At 60.1% G+C, this 18,232-nt stretch carries 18 protein-coding genes; 17 read left to right on the top strand and 1 reads right to left on the bottom strand.

Going from position 1 to position 18,232, the window contains the following annotated elements; all coding sequences use genetic code 11:
- The first annotated feature begins 17 nt into the window (after positions 1 to 17).
- The 14 genes from PseAD21_RS04885 (at position 18) to PseAD21_RS04820 (ending at position 11,494) form a co-directional block, all read left to right on the top strand.
- Positions 18 to 1,361, top strand: a complete 1,344-nt coding sequence (locus PseAD21_RS04885) for an aryl-sulfate sulfotransferase (protein ID WP_102354718.1) — start codon at positions 18 to 20, stop codon at positions 1,359 to 1,361.
- 189 nt (positions 1,362 to 1,550) lie between these two features.
- Positions 1,551 to 1,877 (top strand): hypothetical protein, encoded by a 327-nt coding sequence (locus tag PseAD21_RS04880; RefSeq protein ID WP_025111024.1) that lies wholly within the window; start codon positions 1,551 to 1,553, stop codon positions 1,875 to 1,877.
- Positions 1,878 to 2,038: 161 nt separating this feature from the next.
- Complete coding sequence (locus PseAD21_RS04875; protein WP_102354717.1) at positions 2,039 to 2,362, top strand: hypothetical protein; 324 nt, start codon at positions 2,039 to 2,041, stop codon at positions 2,360 to 2,362.
- A 53-nt stretch (positions 2,363 to 2,415) separates the two neighbouring features.
- On the top strand, positions 2,416 to 2,751 hold the full coding sequence (locus tag PseAD21_RS04870; RefSeq protein WP_102354716.1) for a hypothetical protein: 336 nt from the start codon (positions 2,416 to 2,418) through the stop codon (positions 2,749 to 2,751).
- Between the two features lie 275 nt (positions 2,752 to 3,026).
- Entirely contained in the window at positions 3,027 to 3,842 is an 816-nt protein-coding gene (locus PseAD21_RS04865) for an energy transducer TonB (protein WP_102354715.1), read from the top strand.
- Positions 3,843 to 3,887: 45 nt separating this feature from the next.
- On the top strand, positions 3,888 to 4,613 hold the full coding sequence (locus tag PseAD21_RS04860) for a MotA/TolQ/ExbB proton channel family protein (protein WP_102354714.1): 726 nt from the start codon (positions 3,888 to 3,890) through the stop codon (positions 4,611 to 4,613).
- A gap of 1 nt (position 4,614) precedes the next feature.
- The gene (locus PseAD21_RS04855; protein WP_085631869.1) at positions 4,615 to 5,016 is read left to right on the top strand and encodes a biopolymer transporter ExbD; all 402 of its coding nucleotides are present in this window, start codon (positions 4,615 to 4,617) and stop codon (positions 5,014 to 5,016) included.
- Positions 5,017 to 5,307: 291 nt separating this feature from the next.
- Entirely contained in the window at positions 5,308 to 5,889 is a 582-nt protein-coding gene (locus tag PseAD21_RS04850) for an alpha/beta hydrolase (RefSeq protein WP_102354713.1), read from the top strand.
- Between the two features lie 59 nt (positions 5,890 to 5,948).
- The gene (locus PseAD21_RS04845; RefSeq protein WP_102354712.1) at positions 5,949 to 6,881 is read left to right on the top strand and encodes a sigma 54-interacting transcriptional regulator; all 933 of its coding nucleotides are present in this window, start codon (positions 5,949 to 5,951) and stop codon (positions 6,879 to 6,881) included.
- A gap of 167 nt (positions 6,882 to 7,048) precedes the next feature.
- Positions 7,049 to 7,846 carry a MetQ/NlpA family ABC transporter substrate-binding protein gene (locus PseAD21_RS04840; RefSeq protein WP_102354711.1) on the top strand — a complete coding sequence of 266 codons (798 nt, stop codon included), beginning with the start codon at positions 7,049 to 7,051 and terminating at the stop codon, positions 7,844 to 7,846.
- 685 nt (positions 7,847 to 8,531) lie between these two features.
- Positions 8,532 to 9,197, top strand: a complete 666-nt coding sequence (locus PseAD21_RS04835; RefSeq protein WP_102354710.1) for an amino acid ABC transporter permease — start codon at positions 8,532 to 8,534, stop codon at positions 9,195 to 9,197.
- Positions 9,178 to 9,837 (top strand): amino acid ABC transporter permease, encoded by a 660-nt coding sequence (locus PseAD21_RS04830; RefSeq protein ID WP_047290785.1) that lies wholly within the window; start codon positions 9,178 to 9,180, stop codon positions 9,835 to 9,837. Before PseAD21_RS04835 ends, PseAD21_RS04830 begins: the two co-directional genes overlap by 20 nt.
- On the top strand, positions 9,834 to 10,616 hold the full coding sequence (locus PseAD21_RS04825) for an amino acid ABC transporter ATP-binding protein (RefSeq protein ID WP_102354709.1): 783 nt from the start codon (positions 9,834 to 9,836) through the stop codon (positions 10,614 to 10,616). The genes PseAD21_RS04830 and PseAD21_RS04825 overlap by 4 nt, the downstream gene beginning before the upstream one ends.
- Positions 10,613 to 11,494, top strand: coding sequence for a transporter substrate-binding domain-containing protein (locus PseAD21_RS04820; RefSeq protein ID WP_102354708.1), 882 nt, complete (start codon positions 10,613 to 10,615; stop codon positions 11,492 to 11,494). The genes PseAD21_RS04825 and PseAD21_RS04820 overlap by 4 nt, the downstream gene beginning before the upstream one ends.
- Positions 11,495 to 11,626: 132 nt before the next feature.
- Here the strand turns inward: PseAD21_RS04820 and PseAD21_RS04815 are convergent, their stop codons facing one another.
- A complete protein-coding gene (locus PseAD21_RS04815; RefSeq protein WP_102354707.1) occupies positions 11,627 to 12,823 on the bottom strand; it encodes an AAA family ATPase in 1,197 nt (398 codons plus the stop codon).
- Between the two features lie 157 nt (positions 12,824 to 12,980).
- Between PseAD21_RS04815 and PseAD21_RS04810 the strand changes: the two genes are divergently transcribed.
- From PseAD21_RS04810 to PseAD21_RS04800, 3 genes are read left to right on the top strand one after another with little or no spacing between them, the layout of a single operon-like run.
- Positions 12,981 to 14,084 (top strand): efflux RND transporter periplasmic adaptor subunit, encoded by a 1,104-nt coding sequence (locus tag PseAD21_RS04810; RefSeq protein ID WP_102354706.1) that lies wholly within the window; start codon positions 12,981 to 12,983, stop codon positions 14,082 to 14,084.
- Positions 14,081 to 15,145, top strand: coding sequence for an efflux RND transporter periplasmic adaptor subunit (locus PseAD21_RS04805; protein WP_102354705.1), 1,065 nt, complete (start codon positions 14,081 to 14,083; stop codon positions 15,143 to 15,145). Before PseAD21_RS04810 ends, PseAD21_RS04805 begins: the two co-directional genes overlap by 4 nt.
- Positions 15,142 to 18,195 (top strand): efflux RND transporter permease subunit, encoded by a 3,054-nt coding sequence (locus tag PseAD21_RS04800; protein WP_102354704.1) that lies wholly within the window; start codon positions 15,142 to 15,144, stop codon positions 18,193 to 18,195. The genes PseAD21_RS04805 and PseAD21_RS04800 overlap by 4 nt, the downstream gene beginning before the upstream one ends.
- The last annotated feature ends 37 nt before the right edge of the window (positions 18,196 to 18,232 follow it).

Genomic DNA, 18,232 nt, shown 5'->3' with positions numbered 1-18,232 from the left:
GTTCAAGGAGCTGCATCATGTTGCCAGGTAAAACCGCTTCAGCGCTGTTGTTGTCCGGCGCGGTGCTCAGTAGCGGGGCGTTCGCCGCGCCCAGCGTGTACCCGACCGGCGTTACCCGTTACGACCCGGACAAGGCGTTCAACCAGTACGTGATCTTCAGTGGCGCTGACAAGCAGACGCACCTGATCGACATGAATGGCAATGAGGTGAAGACCTGGCCACAAGCGGGTTTTCCGTCGGCGATCATCGACCCACAACTGGTCGGCGGTGAGCGCGGACACGTGCTGCTGCAACTGAGCGACAAGGATCCGGGCAAGCTCGGTTCGGCCGGCAACGGTCTGGGCAACCAGAGCGTCGGCGAACTGGACTGGAACGGCAAAGTACTCTGGCAGTGGGGTGACAAGGCGCCCGGCGGCGCGGCGCAACAGCATCATGATCAACGCAGGTTAAGCAACGGCAACACCGTGGTGCTGGCGAACAAAGTGCACCAGGTCAAAGGCTTCAAAGTGCCCGAGGTGATCGACGATGCGATCTATGAAGTCAGTCCTGACGGCGCAGTGAAATGGCAGTGGCTGGCCTCGGAACACCTGAACGAATTCGGCTTCACCCCGGAGCAACTGAAACTGGTGCGCGCCAGCGACAATCCGGATTACCTGCACATCAACAACCTCAGCGTGGTCGGGCCGAACAAGTGGTTCGATGCCGGTGACAAACGCTTCAATCCGGACAACCTGTTACTCGATTCGCGTAACGCCAACTTCATCGCGATCATCGACAAACGCAGCGGCAAAGTGGTCTGGCGCCTCGGCCCGAACTTGCCGCTGATCAACCCGAAAACCGCACAAAAGCTGCCGCGCCCGGTGGACCAGTTCGTCGGCCAGCATGACGCGCACATCATCCCGGCCGGACTGCCTGGCGCCGGTAACCTGTTGGTGTTCGACAATCAGGGTTCGGCGGGTTATCCGAACGTCACCCACGGGCTGATTTCCGGTTCGCGGGTGCTGGAAATCGATCCGCTGAAAAACCAGATCGTCTGGCAGTACAGCGCGGCCAATTCGAAGCAGCCGGGGTGGGCGTTCTACAGCTCGTTCATCAGCAGCGCGCGACGTTTGCCCAACGGCAATACGCTGATCGATGAAGGCATGAACGGGCGATTTTTCCAGGTGACGGCCAGCGGCGAAAACGTCTGGGAGTACGTCAGCCCGTATCTGGGCAAGGCGCCGGGCAGCGATGCGATCAGCAACTGGGTCTATCGGGCGTTGCCTGTGAGTTATGACTGGGTGCCGGCGGGCACACCCCGCTCCGAGAGCGCCGTGATTGCTCCGACATCGGCCGTGCAACAGACAAGCGCCAGTCGTTAGTTGAAAAGGAATTAATGCTCGAATGAATGGCGATAAGTTATGTGCGATTTGAACAGCGCTTATTGCAATTTCGTTGAAAAGTCGCGTGGACAATAAGTGAATGCCGAACCATCCTGAGTGTCGTGAGTTTCCAGGAGGAAACTTGCTCTCATCGGAAGACACTTATCCAACGATAAAGGAAATCTCGTTATGTCGAGCATTAATGGCAATTATGTAAACGCTAACGCTGGCGCCAAACTGACGATTACCGATGGCAACGACTCCAACGGCACCTTCAGCGGCAAGTTCAGCCAGAACGGCGTGAACTACGACATCGCTTACGGGCATTACCATTTCCAGAACAGCACCGGGCAGCCTACGATCATTACGTTTACGGCGCTGAATGATGGTACTGGCTATCAGTCATGGACATTGTTCTCACCCGATCACAATTACTCGAAAGTTCGCGCGGTGGGTTCGCGCAACAACTTTGACGGTGATGTTGTTGGTTTGGCGGGAGAATTTATTAAACAGTAATTAAGTTTCACAAAAAAGCCGCCATGCTGTTTAAGTCTGGCGGCTTTTTCTTACATGAAATAAGTCATTTTCATGCCGGTCGTGCTTCCTGTGGATGACAGAGTTTGCTTGCGCCTGATTCTAAGCTCGCTGTGAACTTAATCATTGATCAGGACGCTTACATGCAAAACGCGCTTTATTCCAACACCCTCGATGGACCCTCACTGACTATTGTCGATTCCGATGATCGCACCGGTGTCTTCGCTGGCACATTGCATCACCAAGGCATCGACTACGACATCGTCAATGGACGTTATGCCAGCCTCAACGGCTATCAGCCACCGACGGTGGTCACGCTCATTGCCAATCACCAGGATCACGGTTACTTCGCCCTGACCCTGTTCTCGCCAAGTCGCGGCACGCACGAATTGCGCGGGCACTGCGTGCGTGTCACCTATGACGGCGCGGTCAGCAGTCTGCCGGGCGATTTCGTTCGCCATGCATGAGGCGCAGCCAGCGCCAGGTTTCTCCTTCAAAACATCAAGCAAGGATGCTGCACATGTCCACGATCAACGGCGTTTATCGTCATGAACCTTCAGATACAACCTTGACCCTGGCCGATGGCGATGACCGCACCGGCAGTTTCACGGGCACTCTGTCTGTGTCCGGGACCGATTACCCACTCGCATTCGGCAATTTTCATTTCAGGCATGGTTTTTCAACGGGCACAGTTGCCATCACGTTCAGCATGTTGATGGCCGATGGTACGGGGCAAGCATGGGTGATGTTTTCGCCTGATCAGTCCTATGCACGCCTGCGGGCAATGGGCAGCGCTGCCGACCTGGCCGGAGAGATCGCGTTGACCGGCCTTGAGTTTGTCCGACAAGCACCCTGAAAAAGCGCGGATTAAACGGTTTTCGCATGCTTTGGCCGAATATTTTTCATGCTTGAAAAGCATTGTAAATTTGCGCTGCGGCGCAAGCCCTTGCAGGCCGTGGCCTCGCGGGGATCGCTGAGAATTTATATTCAAAAAACATCTAAACACATCAATAAAAGTTACTTTCGGAGATAAGTGATTGCTCCAATGATTCACCCAACGACCGGTCGCACGGGGGATACAGGTGGCGGCCGGTCGGGTACTTCGCAAAAGAGACCGCAGGGAGTGAATCAATGGGCAATGTCCAGACCGCCGCCAGCGCACAGGAATTGCTGTGGCGCCAGGCACCGAGTGGCGAATTGGTCGATCTTGGCCGGCCTCATCGTGTGCCGTTGGGGCAGTTGCGTTTGCAGCGTGCGCCCAAGGGCATTCTGAGCCGACGCGAAGCGATCCTGCTCGGTGTGCTGGCGCTGGTGGTGCACGCTGCGGTGATCTACTGGATCAACCAGCAGCCAACGCCGGTGCTGCCGATCGTGCCGCCGGAAATTCCGCCGATGACCATCGAGTTTTCGCGTCCGGCGCCACCCGCGCCGCCAGTGGTCGAACCGCCGCCACCGGCGCCGGTCGTTGAGCCACCGCCGCCGGTTGAAGACGAGTTGGCCGTGAAGCCGCCGCCACCCAAACCGATTCCAAAACCCAAGCTGAAACCGGTGGCCAAACCGGTTCCGAAGCCAGTACCGAAAACCGTTGAGCAGCCACCCGCGCCGCCGCAACCGGCAGCCCCGGTCGCTGCGCCAGCGCCACCTGCACCACCGGCCCCAGCGCCCGTGACACCGGCCTCGGCCAACGCCGCATATTTGAAGAACCCGGCCCCGGAATACCCGTCGCTGGCCCAGCGTCGCGGTTGGGAAGGCACGGTGATGTTAAGGGTCCACGTGTTGGCCAACGGCAAACCGGGCGAGATCCAGATCCAGAAAAGCAGTGGCCGGCAACAGCTCGATGACGCAGCGCTGAGCGCGGTCAAGCAGTGGAGCTTCGTCCCGGCCAAGCAGGGTGATGTCGCCCAGGACGGCTGGGTCAGCGTGCCCATCGACTTCAAGATTCATTAAACCGAAACCTATTTCGCGCTAAACGTTTACACGAGGGAACACATCATGACGTTACTGGCATCTCCACTGGAATCCATCGAAAGCGCGGTGATCTGGCTGCTGGTGGTTTTTTCCGTCGCCACCTGGGGGCTGGCCCTGCTCAAGGCTGTGCAGTTCGGTCGTCTGAAGGCGCAGGATCGCAGGTTTCATAAACGCTTCTGGGCGGCGTCGAGTCTGGATTCCGCCGCCGAGTTGAGCGAAACCCAGCCCGGCGCTGCCGCCCGGGTGGCGCAGGCCGGTTACGCGGCGATTCAGGTGGGCGAGGCGCCGCAGGCCAATGACCTGAGCCAGGCGATCAACCATCAGGATCGACTGGAGCGTGCCTTGCGTCAGCAGATCGTGCGCGAACGTCGTTCGCTGGAAACCGGTCTGGCGGTGGTCGCGAGTATTGGCAGTACCTCGCCGTTCATTGGCCTGTTCGGCACGGTGTGGGGAATCATGGAAGCGTTGAAAGGCATCAGCGCAGCCGGTTCGGCGAGCCTGGAAACCGTGGCCGGCCCGATCGGCGCGGCACTGGTCGCCACTGGTGTGGGGATCGCGGTCGCGGTGCCGGCGGTGCTGGTTTACAACTACTTTTTGCGGCGCCTGAAACTGACCGCCGCGGACCTGGATGACTTCGCCCACGACTTCTACAGCCTGGCGCAGAAGAGTTCGTTCCGCGTGCTGATCCACCCGACCGCGAACAAGGTGGTGGCGCCGGGCAACGCAGCAAAAGTGAAGGAGGCGTCCTGAGATGGCCTTTTCCACGCAAGACAGCGACGAGGTACTGAGCGAGATCAACGTGACGCCGCTGGTAGACGTGATGCTGGTGCTGCTGGTGGTGTTCATCGTCACCGCGCCGCTGCTGACCAACGCGATTCCGATCAACCTGCCCAAGACCGAGGCGGTGGCGCCGGTCGAGCAGAAAGACCCGCTGGTGGTGAGCATCGACGGTGCCGGCAAACTGTTTATCAACAAGGATGAAATTCAGCCGGACCTGCTGGAGTTCAACCTCAAGGCGGCCAAGGCGAAAGACCCGGAAGTGCGCGTGCAATTGCAGGCCGACGACGGGGTGAACTACGGCGAAGTGGCGCGGGCCATGGCTTCGATCGAGCGGGCAGGGATTACCAAGTTGTCGGTGATCACTGCGCGGTGACAAGGATTTACGTTTTTCCGGGGCCGTCTCCTTGGCAGGGTGCGGCCCTTTTTTTATCCCGCGATTCTCGCTACACCAACGACCTCCTGTAGGAGTGAGCCTGCTCGCGAAGGCATTCTGTCAGTCGAAGATGAATAGACTGATCCATTGCATTCGCGAGCAAGCCGCTCCCGCAGGTGCTGTATCTAATATTCTTTTCAGGTCTTAATAAATAGCTTCTTATTCCTTAACGAATATAAATCCCGTCCCTATACTCGATCAGGAACAGACACGACGCAGGAGAGCTCCCCCATGCGCAACGAATCAATCCGCTATCTGATTGTGCCGGGCTGGCAAGGATCGCCAGAAGATCATTGGCAAACCCACTGGCAAAACAGCCTGCCCAACAGCGCCCGGGTGGAGCAGGCCGACTGGCTGACGCCGCGCCGTGAAGACTGGGTCGCCGCGCTGGCCGAAGCGATTGCCGCCGACAGCACGCCCGTGATCCTGATCGCCCACAGCCTCGGCTGTGTCACCGTTGCGCATTGGGCCGCTACCGCGCCGCTGCAATATCTGCGGCAGGTGCGGGGGGCGCTGCTGGTCGCGCCCGCGGATGTCGAGCGCCCGACCTGCGCGCCGGCGCTGCGCAATTTCGCGCCGATTCCGAGTGATCTGCTGCCGTTCCCCTGCCAGGTCGTCGCCTCCGACAACGACGCCGCCGTCAGCGCCCCGCGTGCTCTTGAGTTGGCGCGTCACTGGGGCGCCGAGGCGGGGATTCTCGCCGGGGCCGGGCACATCAACGTCAAGTCCGGGCATCAGCGCTGGGAGCAAGGGTTCGCCTACCTCTATCGCCTGCAAAACCGCCTGGAACACCACGCCCGGCGCCGCGCTTGAGTTGTATTTTTTCTTTTTGATCGCCCCCGTCTCCCGGCGGTTGTGGGCGGGAGTCTGCCATGAGTTTTGAAACGTTCGGTCAGCCGTTGCTGACCTTTCCCGATGCGGAAAAAAGCCCCCTGAGCATCCGCGCCAAGGCGCTGGTCTTCGTCGATCCACGTTCGCGCCAATTGCGCGAAGAGCTGGAGCACCTGGCACCACGGGCAATCTCGGTATTGATCCGTGGCGAGACCGGCACCGGTAAAGAGTTGCTCGCCCGCCACATCCACCGTGCCAGTGATCGCAGCGGCCTGTTCGTCTCGGTCAATTGCGGCGCGATCAGCCCGACCTACGCTGATGCCGAACTGTTCGGCTATGCCGCCGGCAGTTACACCGGTTCGGCCAGCAGCCGCGCCGGCTGGTTCGGTTCGGCCAACGGCGGCACCCTGTATCTGGACGAGATTGGCGACCTGCCGCTGCCGATCCAGATCAAATTGCTCGCTGCCCTGGAAAACCACGAAGTGACCCGCGTCGGCGCTCATCAGCCGAGCCCGGTGGACGTGCGCCTGGTCGCAGCGACCAGCATCGATCTGGCACAAGCGGTAGACGCGGGGAAATTTCACGAACGGCTCTATCACTACCTCAGCGAAGGGCAACTGGAGCTGCCGGCGCTGCGCGAACGGATCGGCGACATCCTGTCGCTGGCCGAGTATTTTCTCGGCATCTACAGCCAGCGCCTCGACCTGCCGGTGCCGTTGATCAGCGAAGCGGCGCAACACCTGCTGGAGCGCCACAGTTGGCCAGGCAACACCCGTGAGCTGGAAAACGTCATTCACTTTGCGTTGTTGGTCAGCACTGGTGATGAAATTTTGCCGGAACACCTTAACCTGCCCGAAGCGTCTGGGCCGCACCTGCAGATCGAACGACTGGTGGCGCAGATCAACATCGGCGGCAGCGTTGATGAGCGTAAGGCCTTGAAAGATTTGCTGATTGGTTTGAGTCAACGCTTGTGACCGTTTTGTTCTGTATGAGCAAAATGGAATAACAAAGTGAATAAACGTTATTGTCCGGGAATAAAAAATCCCGGTATTGTCCGCTTCACGCCAGAGATAGCACTTCACTGGCACTCGTATTAATAGCCGTCGCCATCCGCGATCGTGATTCTCGATAAGGACACTGCATGAAAAAGGTTCTGTTGTTTACCGCATTGGCGGCTGCTCTGACTGCTTCGCTGGCTCAGGCCGGCGAGAAACTGGTGGTCGCGGCGACTCCGGTGCCACACGCTGAAATTCTTGAACTGATCAAACCGACCCTCGCCAAAGAAGGCGTGGATCTGGAAATCAAAGTCTTCACCGACTACGTACAGCCAAACGTACAAGTGGGCGAGAAGCGTCTGGATGCCAACTACTTCCAGACCCTGCCGTACCTGAACAGCTTCAACCAGGGCAAATACAAGGATGACAAATCCAAGTACCTGGTGACCGTGCAAGGCGTGCACGTTGAACCGTTTGGTGGCTACTCGAAAAAGTACAAAACCCTGGCTGAACTGCCGGACGGCGCCACCATCGCCATCCCGAACGAAGGCAGCAACAGCGGCCGAGCCCTGATCCTGCTGCAGAAGGCTGGTCTGATCGAGCTGAAAGACCCGAAAAACGCGCTGGCCACCCCGAAAGACATCGCCAAGAACCCGCACAACTTCAAGTTCAAGGAACTGGAATCGGCGCTGCTGCCACGCGTGCTGAACGAAGTTGACCTGGACATGATCAACACCAACTACGCGCTGGAAGCCAAGCTGAACCCGACCAAGGATGCGCTGGTGATCGAAGGCGCTGATTCGCCTTACGTGAACTTCCTGGTGGCCCGTGAGGACAACAAGAACAGCGACGCGATCCAGAAACTGGCCAAAGCCCTGACCAGCCCGGAAGTCAAAGCGTTCATCGAGAAGAAGTACAACGGCGCGGTACTGCCAGCGTTCTGATCCGACGCTTGAGTGAACCCTCTTCAAGGTGCGAAAACGCCGATGGCCCGTAATGGTCATCGGCGTTTTTGTGTGAACGCAGTTTTCGGCCGGTGATTGTTCCTGTGGCGAGGGGATTTATCCCCGATCGGCTGCATAGCAGTCGTGAAATCAGTCAACACGGTGCATCTATAACCCGATATCTGGGGCCGCTTCGCAGCCCATCGGGGATAAATCCCCTCGCCACAAAGTCAGCAGCCAGAAGCAAAGATCGCAGCCTTCAGCAGGTCCATGCAGGAGCTGCCGAAGGCTGCGATCTTTTGATCTTTTATTCAGGCCGCTTGGGTTTTCAACGCCCGGCGCAACGCCACCAACAATTTCACAATCTCCTGCGGATCCAGTCGCTGCGGCACTTTTGCGTCCATGTTGTCTTCCTTGTAATGGTTTGGCCGGGGGAGTCTGGCCAAAAGCTGTTCGTCCTTGGAGGGCTTTCATGCAAAAAAGATCCTTCCTACAGCGCAGGGGAAAATAGCCTTCTTATTCCTTCCCGGCAAACCCGCAAGATAGTTTTTTGGGTGATATCAATATGCTTTATCGGTATTTAAATTCTTGTTTTTATACCTATAAAGTCAGCACCTGCCGGACAGTTACCCGCTGTCCATGGACTGCATGACCGTCGCTTACCGAGCGGCGTCCAGGATGCTTCATGACTTTCGACTACGCATTTATCCTCAGCACGCTGCCGGCGTTTCTCAAAGCCGTAGGCGTAACGCTGCAGGTCGGATTCATTGCCATCGGCACGTCGCTGCTGGTGGCGCTGCTCAACGCGACGATCCTGGTGTTTCGCACGCCTTACCTGCAGCGCGCCGTCGGCCTGTATGTGGAACTGGCGCGTAACACACCGCTGCTGATCCAGCTGTTCTTCGTCTACTTCGCCTTGCCGGCTATCGGCATCAAGGTTTCCGGTTTCACCGCCGCGATCATCACCATGACGTTTCTCGGTGGCGCCTACCTCACCGAGGTGCTGCGTGCCGGCGTCGATGCCCTGCCGCAGGCGCAACTGGAATCGGGGCGTTCCATCGGCCTGTCGCGCGGCCAGTTGCTGCGCTACGTGATCCTGCCGCAAGCAGGGATTCTCAGCTTGCCGTCGCTGTTCGCCAATTTCATTTTCCTGCTCAAGGAAACCACTGTGGTCTCGGCGGTGGCGGTGCCGGAAATCCTCTACACCACCAAGAGCTACATCGCGCTCTACTACAAAACCTACGAAATGCTCGCCGTGCTGACGCTGATCTGCGTGCTGTTGTTCTTGCCGCTGTCGCTGCTGCTCAGCCGTCTGGAAAGGAGGCTCCAGCATGGCCAGTTCGGGTCTTGAACTGCTCTGGGTGTCGTTGCCGCAACTGGCCAAAGGCGCCGGGCAAACGCTGTCGATCTCGTTTCTGAGCATCGCCATCAGCACCGTTGGCGGCGTGCTCTATGGCGTGCTGCGTACGCTCAACGTGACGTGGCTGAACGCGATCCTGCGGGTCTATCTGGAGCTGTTCCGGGCGATTCCGGTGCTGGTCTGGCTGTACCTGTTGTTTTTCGGCCTGCCGATTTTCTTCGGCCTGAGCCTGCCGAGCTTCTGGTGCGCAGTGTTGGTGCTGTCGCTGTGGGGCGCCAGTGAGGTTGGCGAGGTGGCGCGCGGTGCGCTGCATTCGTTGCCGCGCGGGCAGCGTGAAGCGGGGCTGTCGATTGGCCTGAACGCTGCGCAGCTCTACGGCTACGTACTGTTGCCGCAAGCACTGAAGCGCATGACGCCGCCGACCATCAACGTCTACACACGGATCATCAAGACCAGTTCACTCGCGGTGCTGATCGGCGTGGTCGACGTGATCAAGGTCGGCCAGCAGATCATCGAGCGCACCTACGAATCAGTGCTGATCTACGGCGCACTGTTCCTGTTTTTCTTCTTTATCTGCTACCCGTTGTCGGCCGCCTCGCGCGTGCTGGAACGGCGCTGGACGCAAGCATGAGCGCATTGATCGAGTTTCAGGGGTTCAACAAATTCTACGGCGAGCAGCAGGTGCTCAAGGGCATCGACCTGCACGTGCACAGCGGCGAAGTGATCGTCATTCTCGGCCCCAGCGGCTGCGGCAAAAGCACCTTGCTGCGCTGTCTCAACGGCCTGGAAGAGGCGCACAGCGGCAGCCTGAAATTTGTCGGTCGTGAACTGTTGGACAGGGCCACTGACTGGCGTGAAGTGCGCCAGCAGATCGGCATGGTGTTCCAGAGTTATCACCTGTTCCCGCACATGAGCGTGCTCGACAACCTGCTGCTCGGTCCGCTCAAAGTGCAGAAGCGTCAGCGCCGCGAAGCGCAGCAACAAGCCGAAGCCTTGCTTGAACGCGTGGGTCTGGCGGACAAGCGCGACGCCTATCCACGCCAGCTCTCCGGCGGCCAGCAGCAACGCATCGCCATCGTCCGTTCGCTGTGCATGAACCCGCGAGTGATGCTCTTCGATGAAGTCACCGCCGCCCTCGACCCGGAGATGGTCAAGGAAGTGCTGCAAGTGATTCAGGGCCTGGCCCGCGAGGGCATGACCCTGCTGATCGTCACCCACGAAATGGCCTTCGCTCGCGCGGTGGCCGATCGCATCGTGTTTATGGATGCCGGGCGCATCCTTGAACAGAACCCGCCCGAGATTTTCTTTACGAACCCGCAAACCGCACGCGCGCAGCAGTTCCTGGAGAAGTTCTCCTTCGTTGCAACACTGCCCAAAACGAATCCGAAAAAGGAACTGGAACCGCTATGAAAACTGCCAAGTCATCCCTGTTTTTACTGCCACTGCTCGGCCTTGCGCTGCTTGCAGGCTGCAACAAATCCGCAGAACCGGCCAAGCCGAAAGTCGTCAGCGAAAGCGCCGCACCGGCCGGTTACCTGGACAAGATCAAGGCTCGTGACAAACTGATCGTCGGCGTGTTCACCGACAAACCGCCATTCGGTTTCGTCGATGAGGCCGGGCGCTACGTCGGCTTCGACACCGACATCGGTCGACGTTTCGCCAAGGACCTGCTGGGCGATGAAAACAAAGTCGAGTTCGTTGCCGTGGAACCGGCGAGCCGCATTCCGTTCCTGCAAAGCGACAAGGTCGACCTGATCCTTGCCAACATGACCGTGACCCCGGAGCGCAAGGAAGCGGTGGAGTTCACCAACCCGAACCTCAAGGTCGCGGTGCAGGCGCTGGTGCCACAGAGCAGCTCGGTGAAAAACCTCGATGACCTGGCAACCCGCACCACCATCGTCACCACCGGTACGACCGCCGACATCTGGCTGACCAAGAATCACCCGGACTGGAAACTGCTGAAGTTCGAGAAAAACTCCGAGTCGCTGCAAGCCTTGGCCAATGGCCGTGGCGATGCCTACGCGCAGGACAATCTGGTGCTGTTCAGCTGGGCCAAGCAGAACCCGGGCTACCGTGTGCTGGACGAAAAGCTCGGCGCTGAAGCACCGATTGCGCCGGCGGTGAAGAAGGGCAATATCGAGCTGCGTGACTGGGTGAATACCGAGCTGACCAAGTTGGGTGAGGAGAAATATCTGCTCAAACTGTACGACCAATATGTGCGTAAAGAGCTGAGCGATGACACCAAGCCTGAGAGCGTGATTGTCGAAGGTGGCAAGTGGCAGGGGTGATTCATTGATTCAGCGGTGACGCTTGAATCGCTTCGCGAGCAAGCTCGCTCCCACATTGGACCGCGTCCGTGGGGAAAACTCGGTCAACTGTGGGAGCGGGCTTGCTCGCGAAAGCGGTGGTTCAGGCACCGCTCAATCCGGCCAGTTCCAGGCCGGCTCATCCAGCACCCGCTGTCCGACAATCCCGGTCTGCCCGAGCGTCTTCTCCAGCACGATGCAATTACATTCGGGATCCTCCTGCAACGCTGAAATCAATCGGCGCGCGTGCGACACCACCCACACCTGACACTGCTCCGACGCACGAATGATCAACCGCGCCAGCGCCGGTAACAGATCCGGATGCAGACTGGTTTCCGGTTCGTTCAGCACCATCAATGTCGGCGGCCTCGGCGTCAGCAACGCCGCGACCAGCAGCAGATAACGCAACGTCCCGTCCGACAGCTCCGCTGCTGACAACGGCCGCAACAATCCTTCCTGATAGAACTCGATGGCAAAGCGTCCGCCAGCCTGGGCTTCGATGTGTAGCCGCGCACCGGGGAAGGCATCGCTGATTGCGTCACGCATGGCGTCGCCGTCACCGATCTCGATGATGGTCTGCAACGCGGCCGCCAGATCGCGGCCATCGTGATGCAGGACCGGTGTGCGCGTACCCAGCTGCGGTTGGCGCACCGGCGCGTCGGCGTCACTGCGAAAGTGGTCGTAGAAGCGCCAGCGGCGAATGAACTCGCGCATCTGAAACACTTCCGGCGAGTTGCGCAGGCTGCCAACCTGATCGAACAGACTGTCGAAATTCGGTGTGTGCTGCGCCAGCACATCCCATTTACGCTCGGCGCGGGCACGGATCATCGGGCCGTCGCGATCCACCAGCAGGCTGGCGGGGCGGTAATGCGGCCCTGCCCAAATGCATTCACGTTTGATCTGCGGATCGAGGCTGAAGCGCGAGGGAATCGGGCGCGAGTGTTCGGGCAGCATGAAGTGCCCGTTGGAATCGGGCAGCCCGAGGCTGATCGAATAGCTGAAATCCTCCCCGGCAAACCCCAGGCGCAAGCGCTTCACGCCCTGGCGCACTGTCGGCTCGATGGCTACTTCGCCGTTGCGCATGCGCCGACTGAGGGTTTCCGGCCCGGCCCAGAACGTCGAATCCAGCCCGCCCTCACGTGCAAGCGCGTTGACCACGCCGCCCTGAGCGGTTTCCGCCAGCAGCCGCAAGGCCCGGTAGAGATTGGACTTGCCGCTGCCGTTGGGGCCGGTGATCAGGTTCAGCCGGCCCAGCGGGATCACGAGTTTGTTGATCGAGCGGTAATTGGCCACCGCCAGGGTGTTGAGCATGCAAGGCCTTTTTCGGGTGTGGCTGATGAGCAACAGGATACCCCTTAACGACGCATCGGATTTTTCTTCATAAGCCGGACGTGCAAGCTGGGAACCCTGTTCTAAGCTCTGAAGTCGTATCGTCCTGATCGTCTAAAAATAATGCCAAGGAGTCTGCATGGCGGGTCCCGGATTGAAAGTGCTGGCGGCGCTGAGTGCCATTGCCTTGCTGACCGCTTGCGGCGACAAGAAGCCCCCTCAGGAATACTTGCCACGGGTCTTTGTGCAAGAGGTCAAACCGGCCAATTACGCCGCTGCGGTGACCCTCACCGGTGACGTGCAGGCGCGGGTGCAGACCGAACTTTCGTTCCGGGTCGGTGGCAAGATCATCCAGCGCATGGTCGATGTCAGTGACCGGGTCAGCGCCAAGCAAGTGCTGGCCAAACTCGACCCCAAGGATCTGCAGACCAACGTCGATTCTGCTCAAGCCCAGGTTATCGCCGAGCAAGCACGGGTCAAGCAGAGTGCGGCGGCGTTCGTGCGCCAGCAGAAACTGCTGCCCAAGAGCTACACCAGCCAGAGCGAATACGATTCCGCGCAAGCGGCTTTGCGCAGCAGCCAGAGCGCCCTGAGTGCGGCGCAGGCGCAATTGGCCAACGCCAAAGACCAGTTGAGCTACACCTCGCTGATCGCCGATGCTCCCGGGGTGATCACCGAGCGTCAGGCCGAAGTCGGCCAGGTGGTGCAGGCCACCGCGCCGATCTTCTCGCTGGCCCGCGATGGCGACCGTGACGCCGTGTTCAACGTTTACGAATCGCTGCTGGCCGAGCGCCCTTCGGATCGCTCGATTGTCGTCAGCCTGCTCGACAACCCGGCCATCAAAACCACCGGCACGGTGCGTGAAATCACCCCGGCGGTGTCGGCGCAGTCCGGCACAGTGCAAGTCAAAGTCAGTCTCGACAGCCTGCCGCAGGGCATGCAGCTGGGCTCGGTGGTGAGTGCCACGGCCAAGGGCAGCGGCAAGTCGGCGGTGGAGTTGCCATGGTCGGCGCTGACTAAAAACATCAGCGATCCGGCGGTGTGGATGGTTGACGATAAAGGTGAAGCGCAGCTGCACAACGTCACGGTCAGCCGCTACCTGATCGGCAAGGTCATCATCAGCGACGGCCTCAAGGGTGGGGAAAAAGTCATAATCGCGGGTGGGCAGCTGCTGCATCCGGGCATGAAAGTCGAAATTGCTGAAAACACCTATAAAGGTCTGCAATCAGGAGCACAGCCATGAAGCGTCTGGGGCTGTTATCCGTCGGTGTGTTGCTGGCCGCCTGCTCGAAAAGCGAGCCGCCACCGGAGCCCGTGCGGCCGGTGCTGTCGATCAAGGTAGAGGCGCTGAACGAGGAAACCCTCGGGCGTTTTGCCGGCAGCATTCAGGCGCGTTACGAGAGCAACACCGGGTTCCGCGTCGGCGGGCGCATCGCCAGCCGTAACGTCGATGTCGGCGCCGAGGTGCAGAAGGGCACGCTGCTCGCCACCCTCGACCCGTCCGACCAGCAGAACCAGTTGCGCTCGGCCCAGGGCGATCTGGCCAAGGTCCAGGCGCAGCTGATCAACGCCCAGGCCAACGCCCGGCGGCAGCAGGCACTGTTCGATCGCGGGGTGGGTGCGCAGGCGCAACTGGACATCGCCAACACGGACCTGAAAACCACCCAGGCGTCACTGGACCAGGCACGGGCGGCGGTCAACCAGAGCCAGGATCAACTGGGCTACACCGAGTTGCGCTCCGACCACAAAGCGGTGGTCACCGCGTGGAATGCCGAGGCCGGGCAAGTGGTGACGGCCGGTCAGCAGGTGGTGACCCTGGCGCAACCGGACATCAAGGAAGCGGTGATCGATCTGCCGGACACGCTGGTCGATCAGATCCCTTCCGATGTGGTGTTTCTGGTGGCCGGGCAACTCGACCCGAGCATCAATACCACGGCGACCATTCGCGAAATCGAACCGCAGGCCCAAAGCGCCACGCGCACCCGCCGCGCACGGCTGACGCTGGCCAATACCCCCGATGGCTTCCGCCTCGGCACGGCAATCAGTGTGACCCTCAGCTCGGCGATCAAACCGCGGATCGAATTACCCTCCACGGCCCTGCAGGAAGCCGACGGCAAGACTCGCATCTGGGTGATCGATACTCAAAGCAAAACCGTCGCGCCCCGCGACGTCAGCGTGATCAGCCGCACCAACGGCACCGTGGTGCTGGCCGGCGGGGTCAAGTCCGGTGAGCGGGTGGTCAGTGCAGGCGTCAACAGTCTCAAACCCGGACAAGCCGTGAAACTCGACGAGGACAGTCAATGAAAGGCTCTTTCAACCTCTCCGAATGGGCCCTCAAGCATCAGTCGTTCGTCTGGTATCTGATGTTCGTCGCGTTGTTGATGGGGGTGTTTTCATACTTCAATCTGGGGCGCGAAGAAGACCCCTCGTTCACCATCAAGACCATGGTGATCCAGACCAAATGGCCGGGCGCGACGCAGGAGGAAACCCTCAAGCAGGTCACCGACCGCATCGAGAAAAAACTCGAAGAACTCGATTCCCTCGATTACGTGAAAAGTTACACGCGCCCCGGTGAGTCGACGGTGTACGTATACCTGCGCGACACCACCAGCGCCAAGGACATCCCGGAAATCTGGTACCAGGTGCGCAAGAAGATCAACGACATTCGCGGCCAGTTTCCCCAGGGCATTCAAGGCCCGGGGTTCAACGACGAGTTCGGCGACGTGTACGGTTCTGTCTACGCGTTTACCGCCGACGGCCTGACCATGCGCCAGTTGCGCGACTACGTGGAACAGGCCCGCGCCGAGATCCGTAACGTGCCGGGGCTGGGCAAGATCGAGATGATCGGCCAGCAGGACGAAGTGATCTACCTGAACTTCTCCACCCGCAAACTTGCCGCCCTGGGTATCGATCAGCGTCAGGTGGTGCAGAGCCTGCAATCGCAGAACGCCGTGACCCCGGCGGGGGTGATCGAGGCCGGTCCGGAGCGTATTTCGGTGCGCACCTCGGGGCAGTTCGCTTCGGAAAAGGATCTGGCCGAGGTCAATCTCAAGCTCAATGACCGTTTCTACCGTCTGGCCGACATCGCCGACATCAGCCGGGGTTACGTCGACCCGGCCACGCCGGAGTTCCGTTTCGACGGCAAACCGGCGATCGGTCTGGCGATCGCCATGCAGAAGGGCGGCAACGTGCAGGCTTTCGGCAAGGCCCTGCACGCGCGTATCGACCAGCTGACGGCAGACTTGCCGGTCGGGGTCGGTGTGCACACCGTTTCCGATCAGGCTGTGGTGGTTGAGGAGGCCGTTGGCGGCTTCACCAGCGCGCTGTTCGAAGCGGTGGTAATCGTGTTGGTGGTGAGTTTCATCAGTCTCGGCGTGCGCGCCGGTCTGGTGGTGGCGTGCTCGATCCCGTTGGTGCTGGCCATGGTGTTTGTGTACATGGAGTACAGCGGAATCACCATGCAGCGGATTTCCCTCGGCGCGCTGATCATTGCTCTCGGCCTGCTGGTGGACGACGCGATGATCACCGTGGAGATGATGGTCACACGCCTGGAAATGGGCGAAAGCAAAGAGCAGGCGGCGACGTTCGCCTACACCTCCACGGCGTTCCCGATGCTCACCGGTACGCTGGTGACCGTCGCCGGTTTCGTGCCCATCGGCCTCAACGCCAGTTCGGCCGGCGAGTACACCTACACGCTGTTTGCGGTGATTGCCGTGGCGATGCTGGTGTCGTGGGTGGTGGCAGTGTTCTTTGCGCCGGTGATCGGCGTGCACATTCTCAGCGCCAACGTGAAACCGCATGAAGCGGAACCGGGGCGCATCGGCCGCGCATTCAACGGCGGTCTGTTGTGGGCCATGCGCAACCGCTGGTGGGCCATCGGCATCACGGTGCTGTGCTTTGTGCTGGCGGTGTTTTGCATGCGTTTTGTGCAGAACCAGTTTTTCCCGTCGTCGGATCGCCCGGAAATCCTGGTCGCCCTGACCCTGCCGCAAAACGCCTCCATCGACGAAACCCGCAAGGCCGTCGACAAGCTCGAAGAAACGCTCAAGGGCGATCCGGACATCGTGCGCTGGAGCACCTACATCGGGCAGGGCGCGATCCGTTTTTACCTGCCTCTCGACCAGCAACTGCAGAACCCGTACTACGCGCAACTGGTGATCGTCAGCAAGGGTTTCGAATCCCGTGAGGCGCTCAGTCAGCGCCTGCGCGAACGCTTGCACAAGGAATTCGTCGGCATCGGCAGTTACGTTCAGGCACTGGAAATGGGGCCGCCGGTGGGGCGTCCGATCCAGTACCGGGTCAGCGGCAAGGACATCGATCAGGTGCGCATGCACGCCATCGACCTGGCGACTGAACTGGACAAGAACGAGCACATTGGCGAGATCATCTACGACTGGAACGAGCCGGGCAAAGTCCTGCGCATCGACATCGCCCAGGACAAGGCGCGTCAGCTCGGGCTGTCGTCCGAAGACGTGGCGAACCTGATGAACAGCATTGTCAGTGGTGCGCCGCTGACCCAGGTCAACGACGATATCTACCTGATCAACGTGGTCGGCCGGGCGGTGAACGCCGAGCGCGGAACGCCGGAAACCCTGCAGAACCTGCAGATCGTCACGCCCAATGGCACGTCGATCCCGCTGCTGGCGTTCGCCACCGTGCGTTATGAGCTGGAGCAGCCGCTGGTGTGGCGTCGCGACCGCTTGCCGACGATTACCATCAAGGCCTCGGTGCGCGACGAGATCCAGCCGACTGACTTGGTGAAAATCCTCAAGCCGTCGATTGACGCCTTCGCCGACAAACTGCCGGTCGGCTACAAGGTCGCCACCGGCGGTACGGTCGAAGAAAGCGGCAAGGCCCAGGGGCCGATTGCCAAGGTACTGCCGTTGATGTTGTTCCTGATGGCGACCTTCCTGATGATCCAGTTGCACAGCGTGCAGAAGATGTTCCTGGTGGCGAGTGTTGCGCCGCTGGGGCTGATCGGCGTGGTGCTGGCGCTGGTGCCGACCGGAACGCCGATGGGCTTTGTGGCGATCCTCGGGATTCTGGCGCTGATCGGTATCATCATCCGCAACTCGGTGATTCTGGTGACGCAGATCGATGAATTCGAGCGCAAGGGTTACGCGCCGTGGGATGCGGTGGTGGAGGCGACCGAGCACCGGCGCCGGCCGATCCTGCTGACGGCCGCTGCGGCGAGCATGGGCATGATCCCGATTGCCCGGGAAGTGTTCTGGGGGCCGATGGCTTACGCGATGATTGGCGGGATCGTGGTGGCGACGCTGCTGACACTGCTGTTTCTGCCGGCGCTGTATGTGGCCTGGTACAAGATCCGCGAACCGAAGAAAGACGCTCAATAACAAAGCGAGCGCTTCGCGCTCATCGCGAGCAGGCTCA

The sequence above is a fragment of the Pseudomonas sp. AD21 genome (genome assembly GCF_002878485.1).
Classification (GTDB): Bacteria; Pseudomonadota; Gammaproteobacteria; order Pseudomonadales; family Pseudomonadaceae; genus Aquipseudomonas.
Note: the sequence above shows the minus strand (reverse complement) of the source record. Positions and strands in the feature narration are given on the sequence as shown.